At 33.9% G+C, this 15,165-nt stretch carries 18 protein-coding genes; all 18 read right to left on the bottom strand.

All coding sequences use genetic code 11. The features are described from left to right. Window position 1: 1 nt before the first annotated feature. Genes FHQ18_RS08400 through FHQ18_RS08315 form a run of 18 tightly spaced genes read right to left on the bottom strand, consistent with a single transcriptional unit; the run spans window position 2 to window position 15,145 of the window. Window positions 2-799 carry a phosphatidate cytidylyltransferase gene (locus FHQ18_RS08400; RefSeq protein WP_149266722.1) on the bottom strand — a complete coding sequence of 266 codons (798 nt, stop codon included), beginning with the start codon at window positions 797-799 and terminating at the stop codon, window positions 2-4. Next, the gene (locus tag FHQ18_RS08395; RefSeq protein ID WP_149266721.1) at window positions 796-1,512 is read right to left on the bottom strand and encodes an undecaprenyl pyrophosphate synthase; all 717 of its coding nucleotides are present in this window, start codon (window positions 1,510-1,512) and stop codon (window positions 796-798) included. The genes FHQ18_RS08400 and FHQ18_RS08395 overlap by 4 nt, the downstream gene beginning before the upstream one ends. Next, window positions 1,512-2,069 carry a ribosome recycling factor gene (frr, locus tag FHQ18_RS08390; RefSeq protein ID WP_149266720.1) on the bottom strand — a complete coding sequence of 186 codons (558 nt, stop codon included), beginning with the start codon at window positions 2,067-2,069 and terminating at the stop codon, window positions 1,512-1,514. Before frr ends, FHQ18_RS08395 begins: the two co-directional genes overlap by 1 nt. Further along, the gene (gene pyrH / locus FHQ18_RS08385; RefSeq protein ID WP_149266719.1) at window positions 2,062-2,787 is read right to left on the bottom strand and encodes a UMP kinase; all 726 of its coding nucleotides are present in this window, start codon (window positions 2,785-2,787) and stop codon (window positions 2,062-2,064) included. Before pyrH ends, frr begins: the two co-directional genes overlap by 8 nt. Then, entirely contained in the window at window positions 2,780-3,127 is a 348-nt protein-coding gene (locus tag FHQ18_RS08380; protein ID WP_149266718.1) for a hypothetical protein, read from the bottom strand. The genes pyrH and FHQ18_RS08380 overlap by 8 nt, the downstream gene beginning before the upstream one ends. Before the next feature lie 46 nt (window positions 3,128-3,173). Further along, complete coding sequence (lepB, locus tag FHQ18_RS08375) at window positions 3,174-3,758, bottom strand: signal peptidase I (protein WP_149266717.1); 585 nt, start codon at window positions 3,756-3,758, stop codon at window positions 3,174-3,176. 1 nt (window position 3,759) lies between these two features. Then, window positions 3,760-5,562, bottom strand: a complete 1,803-nt coding sequence (gene lepA, locus FHQ18_RS08370) for a translation elongation factor 4 (RefSeq protein WP_149266716.1) — start codon at window positions 5,560-5,562, stop codon at window positions 3,760-3,762. A gap of 13 nt (window positions 5,563-5,575) precedes the next feature. After that, a complete protein-coding gene (locus FHQ18_RS08365; protein WP_149266715.1) occupies window positions 5,576-6,904 on the bottom strand; it encodes a UDP-glucose dehydrogenase family protein in 1,329 nt (442 codons plus the stop codon). Window positions 6,905-6,946: 42 nt separating this feature from the next. Then, on the bottom strand, window positions 6,947-8,188 hold the full coding sequence (locus FHQ18_RS08360; RefSeq protein ID WP_246798726.1) for a DUF1015 domain-containing protein: 1,242 nt from the start codon (window positions 8,186-8,188) through the stop codon (window positions 6,947-6,949). A gap of 16 nt (window positions 8,189-8,204) precedes the next feature. After that, window positions 8,205-9,407 (bottom strand): tyrosine--tRNA ligase, encoded by a 1,203-nt coding sequence (tyrS, locus tag FHQ18_RS08355; RefSeq protein WP_149266713.1) that lies wholly within the window; start codon window positions 9,405-9,407, stop codon window positions 8,205-8,207. A gap of 10 nt (window positions 9,408-9,417) precedes the next feature. Continuing rightward, window positions 9,418-10,197: a prepilin peptidase gene (locus tag FHQ18_RS08350; protein WP_149266712.1), complete on the bottom strand. Its 780-nt coding sequence runs from the start codon at window positions 10,195-10,197 to the stop codon at window positions 9,418-9,420. Window position 10,198: 1 nt separating this feature from the next. Then, window positions 10,199-10,666, bottom strand: coding sequence for a chemotaxis protein CheX (locus tag FHQ18_RS08345; protein WP_149266711.1), 468 nt, complete (start codon window positions 10,664-10,666; stop codon window positions 10,199-10,201). A gap of 7 nt (window positions 10,667-10,673) precedes the next feature. After that, window positions 10,674-11,474: an LpxI family protein gene (locus FHQ18_RS08340; RefSeq protein ID WP_149266710.1), complete on the bottom strand. Its 801-nt coding sequence runs from the start codon at window positions 11,472-11,474 to the stop codon at window positions 10,674-10,676. A gap of 4 nt (window positions 11,475-11,478) precedes the next feature. After that, entirely contained in the window at window positions 11,479-12,435 is a 957-nt protein-coding gene (locus FHQ18_RS08335) for a Gfo/Idh/MocA family protein (RefSeq protein WP_149266709.1), read from the bottom strand. A 2-nt stretch (window positions 12,436-12,437) separates the two neighbouring features. Further along, window positions 12,438-13,208, bottom strand: coding sequence for an acyl-ACP--UDP-N-acetylglucosamine O-acyltransferase (lpxA, locus tag FHQ18_RS08330; protein WP_149266708.1), 771 nt, complete (start codon window positions 13,206-13,208; stop codon window positions 12,438-12,440). Then, window positions 13,205-13,633, bottom strand: coding sequence for a 3-hydroxyacyl-ACP dehydratase FabZ (fabZ, locus tag FHQ18_RS08325; protein ID WP_149266707.1), 429 nt, complete (start codon window positions 13,631-13,633; stop codon window positions 13,205-13,207). The genes lpxA and fabZ overlap by 4 nt, the downstream gene beginning before the upstream one ends. Before the next feature lies 1 nt (window position 13,634). Then, window positions 13,635-14,639, bottom strand: coding sequence for a UDP-3-O-(3-hydroxymyristoyl)glucosamine N-acyltransferase (gene lpxD / locus FHQ18_RS08320; RefSeq protein ID WP_246798711.1), 1,005 nt, complete (start codon window positions 14,637-14,639; stop codon window positions 13,635-13,637). Continuing rightward, complete coding sequence (locus FHQ18_RS08315) at window positions 14,618-15,145, bottom strand: OmpH/Skp family outer membrane protein (RefSeq protein WP_149266706.1); 528 nt, start codon at window positions 15,143-15,145, stop codon at window positions 14,618-14,620. Before FHQ18_RS08315 ends, lpxD begins: the two co-directional genes overlap by 22 nt. Window positions 15,146-15,165: the final 20 nt, after the last annotated feature.

The raw sequence follows: 15,165 nt of genomic DNA, 5'->3' as shown, positions 1-15,165 counted from the left end.
ATCACCTCATGAAAAAGTAGATATAGTAATAAAGTGCAGGAGCACCAAAAACAAGGGAATCAATCCTATCAAGCATCCCCCCATGTCCAGGAAAAATAGAACCGCTATCTTTTACCCCAGATTTTCTTTTAAACATTGATTCCACAAGATCGCCAAGAACTCCAGCAGTTACAACAATCATTGAGCTAAAAATAATATCAAAAAAATTCATTTTTATAAAAATTAATCCATAAACTAATGCAGCAATGATACCTCCAATATAGCCAGCAATAAGCCCTTCAATACTTTTTTTAGGACTGATAAGCTCATAAAGTCTGTTTTTGCCATATTTTATACCAAAGAAATAAGCAAAACTATCACTCATCCAGATTATAAAAAATAGATAAAAGACAAAATGATACCCTTCATGCCTTAAAAGCTGAAGATGAGAAAACATAAATGGCACATAGAAAATTGATAGAAGTGTGATAGAAGTGGTTTTATATGTATCATCAAGCGGTTTTGAACCAAGTAGCTTCAACACAAGAGTGAAAAAGCAAACTATAAAAACAGCAAATAAAAATATATTCATATCATTTAAATAAAAAGCAAAAGGGATAATAAACGCTCCTACAAAGGTAGGCACCTTCAGAAATTTAAACTCACTTTTGTCAATCAACATCGAAAACTCATATGTAGCAATAAGTATAACCACTTCGAGTAGCAAAAAGAAATAAAAGTCATTAAGATAAATCACTCCAAATACTAAAAATGGGATTATTACAAGAGCCGTTAACACCCTCTTTTGTTTTTCGCTCAAATCTTCCCCCTCTTTATCTGTTCATCTGTCATACCAAAACGTCTATCTCTTTTTTGGTAATCAAGAATTGCCTTATCAAACTCTTTCTCATCAAAATCAGGCCATAACGTTTTCGTAAAATAAAGTTCAGCATAAGCAAGGCGCCAAAGCATAAAATTACTTATTCTCATTTCTCCACTTGTCCTAATAAGAAGATCAATATCTGGCACTTCAGGAGAATATAAAAAGTCTGAAAAAATCTTTTCATCAATCTCCTTGATACCACTATCCAATATTTTATTAATAGCATCAACAATTTCTTTTCGACCACCATAATTTAATGCAAGATTTAATACCATCCCAGTATTATTTTTTGATGTCTCAATAAGTTTTAAAACCTTGCTTCTTGGCTCATCCGGTAGCTCCATTAGCCTACCAGATACAATAAATTTTATATTTTTTTCAATAATATCAGAAAACTTTTTATCCACAAATTCACTCAACAATGTCATTAACCCACTTACTTCATCTTCTGGTCTTAGCCAATTCTCTGTGGAAAAGGCAAAAAGAGACAAATATTTTACACCAAGATTTGATGCATGGCTAACAATTTTTTCAACAGCCTGCACACCAGCTCTATGACCAAAAATACGGGGCAGCCCCCTTTTTTTAGCCCATCTTCCGTTACCATCCATAATGATGGCAACATGGGCAGGTATATTCCTTTGTTCCACTACAGTTCCATAATCTCTTTTTCTTTTTTTGCAGTTATTTCATCAACCTTCTTAATATATTCGTTTGTAAGCTCCTGAATTTTATCTAAAGCTTTTCTTGCTTCATCTTCTGAGATCTCTTTATCTTTTTCAAGCTTTTTAATTTTATCATTACCAGCTCTTCTCTCATTTCTTATGGCCACTCTTGCTTCTTCTGCCATTTTATTTACGAGTTTTACAAGATCTTTTCTCCTCTCTTCTGTCAAAGCTGGAATAGGCACCCTAATCATCTTTCCATCATTGGAAGGGTTTAAACCAAGGCCACTGTTCATAATAGCTTTTTCTATTACAGGAACCATATTTGGCTCCCATGGTTGAATAGTAATCAGACGTGGATCAGGCACCTGAATGGTAGCCACCTGAGGTATTGGTGTAGGTGTACCGTAATAATCCACTTTGATATTTTCAAAAAGAGCAGCTGATGCTCTACCTGTCCTAACTCCTTTTAATTCCTCTTTGTAAAATGAAATAGTTTTCTCCATTTTCTCTTTTACTTCATTAAAAACCTCATTAATCATGCTTTCCCTCCACTAATGTTCCTATTTTTTTACCAAGTAGTATATTTTTCAAATTTCCTTTACCAAATAAATCAAAAACAATTATCGGAATTTCATTATCCATACACATACTGATAGCAGTAGAATCCATTACCTTAAGACCTTTATTAAGCACTTCAAGATATGTAATAGCATCAAATTTAACAGCATCTTTATATTTTACAGGATCTGCATCATAAACGCCATCCACCTTGGTGGCTTTCAATACTACATCCGCATTTATTTCAGAAGCTCTCAAAGTCGCAGCAGTATCTGTAGTGAAATACGGATTACCAGTACCTGCCCCAAAGATTACTACTCTTCCCTTTTCAAGATGTCTTATGGCTCTCCTTCTGATAAAAGGTTCAGCAACTTGTCTCATCTCAATGGCTGTTTGAACTCTGGTGGGGACCCCAAGATTTTCAAGGGCATTTTGCAAAGCAAGAGAATTAATCACAGTGGCAAGCATCCCCATATAATCAGCAGAAACCCTATCCATCCCTTTAGCAGATTCTGAAACACCTCTAAAAATATTCCCACCGCCAACAACTATTCCAATCTGAACTCCCATCTCATAGGCTTCCTTCACCTCTGAAGCAATAAATTTAACCACATCACCATCAATTCCAAAATTTTGTTTTCCCATTAAAGCTTCGCCACTCAATTTTAACAAAATTCTTTTGTACTTAATCTCACCCATTTTCACCCTCAATATCTTTTTCACCTTTTAAAATAAATTTGAAAGTAACAGTTTTTTTAACATAAGGAAAAGACACCTTCTCCACATATTCCACCGTATAAATTTTCTTAAAATTAATAACATTTATCTTTATATCTTTTGCTGTAATAGGTATTTTCAAATCTTTAGCTTCTTCCAGTAAATTCTTTTTCACATCAAAATCAGGAAATCTTTTTTCACTATAAATAATATTATTAAAAGCATTTTTATAAATATAGTATTTAACCCAGGGTATTGCCAGTGATACCCCAACATAAATCAAAATAACAACGAAAGCAGTTTTAATTATAAACCTAATCATAGCCTCTCAATTTATAAAAATAATAACTATTAATATTCTATCATAATTAATGTATTGTTTTCAATATCCTATTCAATCTTAATTCAAAACCACCCGAAAACTTCCACGACCAATAAATAATCCATGCCTTCCCTTTAATTTTATCTTCTGCGACAAAACCCCAGTATCTGCTATCATAACTTGAATCTCTGTTGTCCCCCATTACAAAGTAAAACCCTTCAGGAACCACAAAAGCAGGAGTATTATCCCTTGGAGTAAAATTTCCTGGAAGCGTAAAGCCTGATGTATGAATAACATAAGGTTCCTTCACCTTTTTATCATTTACATAAAGCTCTTTATTAATTATCTGTATCTTATCACCAGGAACCCCAATAACACGCTTTATAAAATCTTTTGAAGGTTCTACTGGCCACTCAAAAACAACGATATCTCCTCGTTTAGGTTTTGAAAATGTATAGGCAAGCTTATTAACTAAAATATGATCTCCTATTAAGAGGGTATTCAACATAGAACCTGATGGTATTTTATAAGCCTGAACCACAAAAGCCCTTATTATCATTGCAATTACAAAAGCAACAACTAACGAATCGATAGTATCTTTAAATTTATTTTTCTTTACCTCATTACTCATATCAATCCTCACCAAGCTTTAACACAGCTAAAAAAGCCTCTTGAGGCACATCTACTTTACCTATTTGTTTCATACGCTTTTTACCTTCTTTCTGTCTTTCTAAAAGTTTCTTTTTCCTTGTAATATCACCACCATAACATTTCGCAGTCACATTTTTTCTATAAGCTTTTACTGTGCTCCTTGCAATAATTTTATTCCCAATGGCTGCCTGAATAGCTACATCAAACATCTGCCTTGGAATCAGCTCCTTCAATTTATCAACAAGATCTCTCCCTTTATAGTAAGCATGATCACGATGAACAATTATACTCAAAGCATCCACAGGTTCTTTATTTATCAAAATATCAAGTTTTACCAGATCGCTTGCTTTATATCCAGAAAATTCATAATCAAAGGATGCATACCCTTTCGTTCTTGACTTAAGTCTATCGTAAAAATCTATTACCACTTCTGACAAAGGAATTTCATACTCTAAAATTACCCTTTGTTCAGATATGTAGTTAAAATTCTTTTGAATCCCTCTTTTTTCCTGTAAAAGCTGTAAAACACCCCCAAGATATTCAGAGGGAACAATTATTGTGGCAAGGATATAAGGCTCTTCAATAGCCTCTATATCACCCACAGGTGGTAAATCTGCAGGATTATCAATTTCTAAAACATCTCCATTTCTCTTTTTAACCCTATACACAACAGTAGGTGCAGTAGATATCAAATTCAAATCGAATTCTCTTTCCAACCTCTCCTGCACAATTTCCATGTGTAGAAGCCCAAGAAATCCACATCTAAATCCAAACCCAAGAGCAGCAGAATTTTCTGGCTCAAAAGTAATGGAGCTATCATTTAGTGACAACTTTTCCAGAGCATCTCTTAAATCATCGTAATCTTTAGTATCAACAGGATAGATACCACAGAAAACTACAGGCTTTACTTTTTTAAAACCAGGGAATGGTTGCTTTGTTGGATTATCAGGATGAGTAATTGTATCACCTATACTCACATCCTTCAATTCTTTAATTCCTGCAATAATAAATCCAACTTCTCCTGCAGATAATTCATCCACATCTTTAGCAAGAGGTGTAAATACCCCCACTCTTGTTACTTCATATTCTTTACCTGAGGACATAAATATAATTTTATCCCCTTTTTTAACCTTTCCATCAATTACCCTAATCAGGGTAACAACACCCTGATAAGAATCATACCAGGAATCAAAAACCATTGCTTTTAAAGGCTCATCAATACTTCCTGAAGGTGGTGGTATTTTTCTGACAACTGCTTCCAGAATCTCCTTTGTCCCAATCCCTTCCTTTGCACTTGCAAGTATCGCTTCACTTGCATCAATCCCTATCACATCCTCAATCTCTTTTTTAACCTTTTCAGGATCAGCTCCAGGTAAATCTATTTTATTTAAAACAGGAATTAATTCTAAATCATTATCAAGAGCTAAATAAACATTTGCTATGGTCTGAGCTTCTACCCCTTGAGAAGCATCAACCACAAGCAAAGCCCCTTCACAAGCTGCAAGACTTCTTGAAACTTCATATGTAAAATCCACATGGCCTGGGGTATCAATCAAGTTTAACTGATATCTATTACCATCATCTGCATCATAATAAAGCCTTACTGTTTGGGCCTTGATTGTTATCCCTCTCTCCCTTTCAATATCCATCTTATCCAGTACCTGTTCTTTCATTAACCTCTTATCCAAGGCACCGGTATACTCAATCAATCTATCCGCTAAAGTGGACTTTCCATGATCAATATGAGCAATAATTGAAAAATTTCTTATAAACTTCTGCTCCATTAACAGCTAACTCCTAAACCTTACTTCTTCCCACACAGGTATAATTAAACCCAAGTTTCCTCATCTTGGCTGGTTCATAAATATTCCTTAAATCAGCCAAATTTTTTTCTTTCATTAAACCACCAATTCTTTCCATATCAAGCTTTCTAAACTGATTCCACTCAGTAACAATTGTTAAACAATCGGAATCCTGCACCGTCTCATATTCATCACTGCAGTACTCTATTTTATCTCCAAATATTTTTTTTGCATTCTCCATTGCAATCGGATCAAAAGCCTTTATCTTAGCACCATATTTAAGCAGTTCATTTATTATTATAATGGCAGGAGATTCCCTCATATCATCTGTATTTGGTTTAAATGCTAAGCCAAGTACAGATATTGTCTTACCTTCAAGGACACCTTCTTTCTTTTCAACCCCAAGCAACCCCATAATCTTGTCTACCATCCTAAGCTTTTGCTCCTCATTAACCTCTATTGCTGCCTCTACCACTTTAAATTGGTAACCATGCTCTTTAGCTATATTACACAACGCAAGGGTATCCTTTGGAAAACATGAACCTCCATAACCAGGACCAGGATGTAAAAACTTAGGGCTAATACGCCCATCCATTCCCATTGCCTTTGCTACTTTATGAACATCAGCTCCCACAAGATCACATAAGTTTGCCACTTCATTGATAAATGTAATCTTCAGCGCAAGAAACGCATTGGATGCATATTTTATCATTTCAGCAGTTTCAATGTTTGTAACAACAAATGGCGCTTCTCCAAGATAATGAGCACTATAAATATCTTTCATTATAGCCACTGCTTCATCACTCTCCGCTCCAATTACTATTCTATCAGGTCTCATAAAATCATTTACAGCAGCACCTTCTCTCAAAAATTCAGGATTACTAACCACATCAAATTTGTACTTGTCCCCCACGATATCCCTGATAATCTTTTTCACTTTCTGACCTGTTCCCACCGGCACGGTACTCTTATTTACAATCACCTTATACCCATTCATATATTTTGCTATATCTTTAGCCACATTTTCCACATACGTCAAATCAGCACTTCCATCATCTTTAGGAGGTGTGCCCACTGCTATAAAAATAACAAGATTATTTTTTACAGCCTCTTCGATATCTGTGGTAAATTTCAATCTCCCTGCTTTGCTGTTTTTCTCCACAACAACATCAAGACCTGGTTCATAGATGGGTATTTCCCCTCTATTTAACATCTCAATCTTCTTTTCATCTATATCAACACAGGTTACAAACATACCAAATTCAGCCAGGCAAGCACCGGTCACAAGACCAACATATCCCGTACCTACAACCGCAATTCTCATATAATTTCCTCCATTAAAATTAAACTACTTATTAGATTTATATTAAGCTAAATCGTTAAAAACTAATCCTGAATCTAATTTTGGATAGAAATATGTGGATTTTTGTGGCATTACAAGGCCATTTTCAGCAATTTCTCTTATAATTTCAATATCAACCCCTTTAATAATAAAAGCAACTATATCTTTTTCCTTTTCAATTTTTTCAATCTGCTCCATATTCTGAACAAAATAAATTCCTTCTTTCTTTAGCAATTTTTCATCGGTAAATCCAATTACACCTTTTAAAATGGTCTCTTGCAATACGTATGTATCCACTTTTCTGTAAATTGGATGAAGTTTCTCATATTCTTCATCCCTGATTCTTATAATAAAAAATTCACCCTTTCTATACATTAAAAATGATGGAATTTCAGAATCAGTTAATAATTTCTCACCTTCCTCAAAATTACCTACTTTTTTAATATCATACATTTTTTGGATTTTATCCATCAAATCATCAAAATTGTTACTGTACTCTACCACTCGATGAGTTGGAAATACTTTAAGCCCCTCATCATAAAAGTTTACAAACATCATCATAACAAAATCGTATGGTTTTATCTCATCCTCAGAATCATTGTTTATTTCTCTCATGTAATCTCTGTATCTTAGTGCTGTTTCATACCTGTGATGCCCGTCAGCAATATATATCTTTTTATCTCTCATAAAATGACTAATTTCTTCCTTCAATTCATCATCGTTTATTAACCATAAACTGTTTTTTACCCCTTCATCATTCACTGCTGAAGCAGCAGGCATATCTTTTTTTACTGCAGAAAACAATTTTTCAAGTTTGTTTGATTTATCAATATACAATCCGAAAATCTGACTGAAATTCGCCTTTGCAGCTTTCATCAGATTAAATCTATCCATCTTTGGTCCGGCCAAGGTTTTCTCATGTGGGAATACATTCCCTTTGCCATATTCTTCGAGTTTCATTAGCCCGATAAATCCTGTCCTGACATATTTTTTACCTTCATACTCATATTCCTGTTCATAAAGGTAAAAAGATGGTTCACTGTCTTTTATTAAAATCCCCTCTTTTTTCCACTCATTATAAAGTCTAGCAGCCTCTTCATATTTATTTTCACCATCAGGTAAAATTAACCTTACCACATTGTATGGAGATTTCAGCTTTAATATCTCTTTCTGTTCCTCACTTATTACATCATATGGTGGAGCTAATACCTGTTTCAAAAGTGTTTTTTCCAGATTATACCTTACCCCTTTAAACGGTTTCACCATTACCACAGGCGCCTCCTCAACTCATTTTAATCCTGGCAAATTTCTTTTTGCCAACCTTCAATATAAATTCATCTTCTTTTATCTCTTTGTATATATCTTCCACTCTTGCCCCATCTATATAAATTGCTCCCTGGCTGGCAAGCCTTCTGATCTCACTATTTGAAGCAGCAAATTTAACCTCTTTGATAATATCTATTAATTTCATCCCTTTCTGCAAAGTAAATTCTGGTAAGTCATCAGGGATTTCCTTTTTACTAAATAATGCTTCAAACTTTTCCCTGGCATTTTTTGCATCTTCAGCACTATGAAACCTTGTTACAATTTCTGCGGCTAACTGCTTTTTTGCTTCCATAGGATGAAGAATTCCATTTTTTATATCAATTTTCATTTTTTCAATATCATCTTCACTTTTATCAGACAGCAATAGATAATATCTAAACATCAACTCATCCGAAATGGACATAATTTTACTAAACATGGTAAAAGGATCTTCAGTAATTCCAACATAATTTCCAAGGGATTTACTCATTTTCTGAACCCCATCAAGCCCTTCAAGAATAGGCATAGTAATTGCAATTTGAGGTTCCTGCCCATAATCCCTTTGCAATTCTCTACCTACCAATAAATTGAATTTTTGATCTGTTCCACCAAGCTCAACATCTGCTTTTAAAGCAACAGAATCATAACCTTGAACAAGAGGGTATAAAAATTCATGAATACTGATAGGTTTATTTGCTGCATAGCGTTTCGAGAAATCATCTCTCTCAAGCATTCTTGCCACAGTATATTTTGAAGCCAGCTTAATCATATCATAGGATGTCATTTTATCCATCCAACTGCTGTTAAATGCAATTTCTGTTTTATCAGGATCAAGAATCTTAAATACCTGCTCTTTATAAGTTTCAGCGTTTTTAAGTACCTCTTCCCTTGTAAGCGCTTTTCTTGTTTCAGATTTACCTGTAGGATCACCAATCATACCTGTAAAATCGCCAATTAAAAATATTACTCGATGACCAAGATCTTGAAAATGCTTTAATTTTTGGATTAACACTGTATGTCCAAGATGAAGGTCTGGAGCAGTTGGATCAAAACCCGCCTTAACCCTCAAGGGTCTATTTTCTTTAACAGCTCTTTCAAGTTTCTTTTTCAACTCATCTTCAACAATTATTTCCTCTGTACCTCTACGTATTAATTTTAATTGTTCTTCTACAGGTAACAACCTATCCTCCTTATGCTGTTAAAATTTTTAAATAAGCATTTATTAGTGTATTCCCAAAAAAAATGTATATAAATGTAGCTAAACCTATAAAAGGACCAAAAGGAATAGGATAGTCCTTATTTTTCGAAATGGCAATAAAAATAACACCAACAACTGCTCCCAAAAGAGAACTAGCAAAAAGTATAAAAAACAATGGTTTAAATCCTAAGAAACTGCCAATCATTGCAAAAAGCTTTATATCTCCACCACCCATCCCTTCCTTACCAGTCAAAAGCTTATAAATAAATCCTGGTAAAAAGAGTAATAAAAATCCCACAGCAGCACCAACAAGTGAAACAATTATTCTCTTCTCAATCAATGCAAATATAAATCCCGGCAAAAAACCACCCAAAGAAAGCTCATTAGGGATAATCCCAGTTTCAAAGTTATCATCCAAAGCTGTTTTAAAGTCTATCACTCCTGCACAAAGAAGTATGGATAGTAGTACAAAATATTTGAAAAAGTTTATATCAAAACCATACATTTTATATAAAAAAAATGTAAATAAACCTGTAGTAAGCTCAATTAACGGGTATTGGACGGAAATTGAAGCGTTACAATTTCTACATTTCCCCTTTAAAATCAAATAACTTATAATCGGAATATTATCATACCATTTAATTTTTGTATTACATTGGGGACATTTAGAAGATGGCGTAACTATAGACTCCCCATAAGGAAGTCTGCATATTATCACGTTATAAAAACTGCCGAAAATTGTACCTATTATAAAAATTATAAATGTACCCATATTATTGATTTTCTTTTAAAGATACCTCTATAACAAAGACTTCATTATCAATTTTGAATTTTACTCCCAAACATGGAACATTACTAGGTCTTTTTATTTTATGTCCTTTACCAGTCACAACATTTGGAATAGAAATTTTAAACTTTAACCCTTTATCCGTAAAGATCTTCTTTGCACCACCTGCTATCATATTAATAAGCTCACCAACAGCATCTACCACTTCGTCATCAACACTTTTTTTATCCTCACCAATAAATTTTGATACAACCTTCAAAGCCAACGACTCTGGAAAACTGATTACGACAGAACCTACTGCTTGACCAGTTAAGCCTATTATTCCAGAAATATCAAATGATGGTTCATCATCCTTTTTAATAAACAACTCTTCTTTTTTAGGTCTTAGCCCTAACATTGTCTCAAAAACAGCTAAAGTTGACTCTATAAAAGGATTAATATGTTCAGCTTTCATTTTTACCTCACGAAACACCCAAGATAACCATCTTGTTTTGATTGGCAAACTCTACACACTTCTCTTTATCCACTATAAATGTCTTACCAGCTTCAAGGGCTAATATTTTCCCGCCATTATCCTTCATATTCTTTAAAGTGTCAACCCCCACCGTTGGAACATCAAACCTTAAATCTTGCGAAGGCTTTGCAACCTTTACCACTACCCCATCTTTCTTTGCATACATACAGCCCCTTTTTATTGCTTCATCAGTACCCTCAATAGCTTCTACAGCCATTACTGCCATATCCTTTACCACAACAGTTTGTCCAATATCAAGCCTTCCAATCTCTTTTGCCATTTCAAAACCAAACTCAATATCTTTCAATTCATTTTTAGACGGTTTCTTCTTTGTAAGAACTCCCTCTTCAACAATTAAATCTTTAAAAACATCAGTTTGCTTTAAAACGTGTATCCCTCGCTCTTCTAATAGCTCTACAATCTTCAGCATAATCGTATCATCTTTTCTATCTTTCAAACTCATCAACACCTTCATAGAGAACAGATCAAGTTTCAAATTGCTATAAAGCAGAGACTTATTTATCTTCCCAGCAAATAAAACAGCTTCCACTGACTCTTTTTCTAAAGTATTTAAAACCTTTCCAGCTTGTCCTACACTAAATGTATATATTTTATCAGAGACAAATGATAAATCGGTATTAATTTCTTCATTGAATGCTATAGTTACAACAAAATGTCCTTCTGCTTTTAAATTCCTTATAGCAATTAATGGTAATTGTCCATAACCAGCTAGCAGACCAATTTTCACAGAACTACTTTCCCTCTTTATGCAAAATCTCATCGATTTTTAAAGCTATTTCCAGCGACTTCAATTCATGTTCCACAGAAACCATTCTGCAACTTCTGTTATCAATACAATCTATAAAATGCTTTATTTCAAGCTTCAAAGGATTATCCTTATAGACAAACATCCTCTCAAGGATATATTCATTTTTGTAAGTTAACTCTTTATCACCAAAAATATGCTGACTCTGCCCCTGTCTATAAATATTTATATCCTGATTTGTATAATCAAGATAGATATACGCATCTTTCTGAGCTATACTCATGGTTCGATCTTTTTTCTGGTTAACTCTACTTACAATTATATTTACTACTGTTCCTTTTTTAAATTTTAAATTTACCGACGCCAAATCTGTTAGATTTGAATACACGCGACTACCCTGCGCCTGTATATCAACCACTTCATCGTCTAATATATTTAGAATAATATCAATATCATGAATCATGAGATCTAAAATTATGCTATCATTCTTCATCCTTTCAGCATAAGGCCCCACTCTACGCGATTCAATTAAAAAAGGATCACGTACAATCTTTTTCAACTCCATTACAGCACCATTGAATCTTTCAACATGCCCAATATTCAGTACAAGATTTTTTTCTTCAGCAATTTTAAATAACTCTTTCGCTTCTTCTAAATCAGTAGTAATCGGCTTTTCAACAAGAACATGTTTTCCTGAAAGTAAGCATTTTTTTGCTACTTCATAATGAAGTCTAGTAGGTACAGCTACAGTAACAGCATCCACAAGATCGAGCATTTCTTCATAGTTTGTATAGCCTCTCACTCCAGTCTGTTTAGATAATTTATTCACTTCCTCTTCATTTATATCACATATTCCCATCAATTTAATTTCAGGAATTTCATCATAAAGATTAAGATGGTACTTTCCCATTCGCCCAAGGCCAATAAGTCCCATTTTGATCATATTTATCTCCTTATAATACCACGTTTTGAACTTTCAAAAAAACTCACAAACTCAATACCTTCATTGGAATTAGCAATTAATTTCATTTCATTAATCGCTTCTTCCTTGGTAAGTGATTTATCAAGATAAACTTTAAGAAGCTTTTTCAACTCACTCCTAACTTCAGGAAGAATATTTCTCCTTCTCAATCCTACCACATTTAAACCATGTATCACAGCAGGATTTCCTTCCACAAGTGTAAATGGTGGAACATCCTGGGTAATTCTACTCATACCACCAATCATTGCAAGTTTACCAATTCTAACAAACTGATGAACAGCCACAAGTCCTGAAATTACTGCAAAATCACCCACATGCACATGTCCCGCAATACCTGAATAGCTTGTAAGAATAATATTATTACCAAATTTACAATCATGTGCAATATGACTACTTGCCATAATATAACAATTATCCCCTATTTCAGTTATCCAATCTTCCTTTGTAGAAGCCCTGTGAATGGTAGTAAACTCTCTAATTACACAATTTTTCCCAATCTTAAGCTTTGTATCCTCACCTCTATAGGAAATATCCTGTGGCGGACCACCCAAATGAGCATTGGGAGAAATTACTGTATTTTCAAGTATCTCAGTATTCTCCTCGATAACCGCTCCTACTCCGATTTTTACACCGTCATGAATAATACAATTTTTACCAATGTAAACATTTGGCCCAATTTCTACATTTTGGCCAATTTCAGCAGTTTTATCTATTATAGCTGTTTTATGAATCATCTTTGCACCATCGCCATAAATTCTGCCTCACACACAACGTGGCCATCCACTTTAGCTTCACCCTTTAGTTTCCAAACATCCCTTTTTCTTTTTACAACTTCCACTTCCAAAATTAGCTGATCCCCAGGAACGACAGGTTTTCTAAATTTAGCATTATCTATTGCCATAAAATACACTTTTGCATTTTTCTTATCTTCTTCACTATAAAACTGAAACGCCAAAATTCCGCCAGCTTGGGCAAGCGCCTCAATTATTAAAACCCCTGGCATTACTGGATCTTCAGGAAAATGCCCTAAAAAAAACTCTTCATTCATAGTCACATTTTTCAATGCTATAATCTTTTTATCTGTCATCTCTTTTACACGATCCACCAGAAGAAAAGGGTATCTATGTGGTAAAATATCTTTAATCATATTAATATCCATTTTACCCCTCTCTTTCTTTGCCAATATACTTTTCTATATTTTTCAAGATTACCTGTGTTTTTAACCATTTTTTATGCTCCATCACAGGACTTCCTGAATATATTCCAGGCTTTTTAATATTTCCTGGAACTCCAGCCCTTGATGCTATTATAGTCCCACTTGGAATGTTTACGTGATCTGCCACACCAGATTGTCCACCTATTATAACAAAATCACCAATATTAGAACTACCTGCCACAGCAGCCTGAGCCACAAGAATACAGTGTTTCCCTATTCTCACGTTATGTCCAATTTGAACAAGATTATCAATCTTTGTCCCTTCACCAATTACTGTATCGTTTAATGTCCCTCTGTCTATAGTGCAGTTAGCTCCAATTTCCACGTTATTTTCAATAACAACAGAACCCACCTGCTTTATCTTAAAATGCCCTTTTGAAGTATTTACATAACCAAAGCCATCCGAACCAATGACTGTACCAGAATGAACAATCACATTATCACCAATCACCACATTATCGTAAATTGTAACATTTGGATAAATAAGGCAGTTCTTTCCAATAATAACATTTTTACCGATAACACATCCATGTTCAATCTTGGTATTTACTCCAATTTTAGTCCCATCACCTAAAACAACAAAACTACCAATATGTACAGGTTCTTTTATCTCCACATCACCAATCACTGCTGTTTCAGATATATAATGGCATATTTTTTCATCTGGATAAAAAAGGTCAATAACGGTCTTTAAAGCCCATTTTATATCCGATACAAAAATATGAGGTTTTTCAATAGATTCACCCCTCAAGGATTCTTCAATAACAGCAGCAGAAAAATCTCCTTTATTAAATATATCAATATGAGCTTTTTTACTTACAAAAGTAACAGAATTCTTGCGTTCAGCATCAATTGAAGTCACATCTTCAATATATATATCTTCACCTACAAGTTTAGAATTTAAAGCTTTAGCTATTTCACTAAGCTTCATTTTTGTCTTGCATGCCATTCTTTATTATATCTTTCTATGACAAGATTCGTAATGTCTACTTTATTAGAATTATACATTACCCCCGCTTCCCTTATTTCCAAAATAACATCATATTTTAACTCTTTCCCCAAAGCTTCCACAACCTTTCTCAAATCATTTGCAATTCTAGCAATATATTCCTTTTCCTTTTTCTTCAATTCTTCATTGGAATCAGCCACAAATCTTTTTAACTCTTTCAGCTTTTTCTGATACTCATCAAGTTTTGCTTGTTTTGCTTCATCAGAAAGTAATGAGCTCTGATTGTTTATTTCCTCTTGCATCTTTTTTAATTCATTCTGTTTTTCATTAATCTCTTGCTGTTTTTCATTGTATATTTTTTTCATCTCTTCAACAGCTGCTTTACCTGCATCACACTCATCAAGAGCTCTTTGCATATTTACAACACCAATCTTTAACTCAGCAAAAGCAGAAAATGCTCCAAACAAAAACATTGCTACCACAAATAAAGTAATTTTTCTTTTCACTTTTTCTCCTCCTAATTTTT

Origin of the sequence: Deferribacter autotrophicus (assembly GCF_008362905.1) — a bacterium.
In the GTDB taxonomy this organism is placed as follows: domain Bacteria; phylum Chrysiogenota; class Deferribacteres; order Deferribacterales; family Deferribacteraceae; genus Deferribacter; species Deferribacter autotrophicus.
This window is presented reverse-complemented; position numbering and strand designations above follow the sequence as displayed.

Excerpts from the sequence above, each read along its gene's own strand:
- pyrH (WP_149266719.1), bottom strand. The coding sequence starts at position 2,787 with ATGGGTGAGATTAAGTACAAAAGAATTTTGTTAAAATTGAGTGGCGAA.
- FHQ18_RS08345 (WP_149266711.1), bottom strand. The coding sequence starts at position 10,666 with ATGAAAGCTGAACATATTAATCCTTTTATAGAGTCAACTTTAGCTGTT.
- FHQ18_RS08380 (WP_149266718.1), bottom strand. The coding sequence starts at position 3,127 with ATGATTAGGTTTATAATTAAAACTGCTTTCGTTGTTATTTTGATTTAT.
- lpxA (WP_149266708.1), bottom strand. The coding sequence starts at position 13,208 with ATGATTCATAAAACAGCTATAATAGATAAAACTGCTGAAATTGGCCAA.
- FHQ18_RS08335 (WP_149266709.1), bottom strand. The coding sequence starts at position 12,435 with ATGATCAAAATGGGACTTATTGGCCTTGGGCGAATGGGAAAGTACCAT.
- lpxD (WP_246798711.1), bottom strand. The coding sequence starts at position 14,639 with ATGGCATGCAAGACAAAAATGAAGCTTAGTGAAATAGCTAAAGCTTTA.
- lepA (WP_149266716.1), bottom strand. The coding sequence starts at position 5,562 with ATGGAGCAGAAGTTTATAAGAAATTTTTCAATTATTGCTCATATTGAT.
- fabZ (WP_149266707.1), bottom strand. The coding sequence starts at position 13,633 with ATGGATATTAATATGATTAAAGATATTTTACCACATAGATACCCTTTT.
- FHQ18_RS08350 (WP_149266712.1), bottom strand. The coding sequence starts at position 10,197 with ATGGGTACATTTATAATTTTTATAATAGGTACAATTTTCGGCAGTTTT.
- frr (WP_149266720.1), bottom strand. The coding sequence starts at position 2,069 with ATGATTAATGAGGTTTTTAATGAAGTAAAAGAGAAAATGGAGAAAACT.
- FHQ18_RS08360 (WP_246798726.1), bottom strand. The coding sequence starts at position 8,188 with ATGGTGAAACCGTTTAAAGGGGTAAGGTATAATCTGGAAAAAACACTT.
- lepB (WP_149266717.1), bottom strand. The coding sequence starts at position 3,758 with ATGAGTAATGAGGTAAAGAAAAATAAATTTAAAGATACTATCGATTCG.
- FHQ18_RS08365 (WP_149266715.1), bottom strand. The coding sequence starts at position 6,904 with ATGAGAATTGCGGTTGTAGGTACGGGATATGTTGGTCTTGTGACCGGT.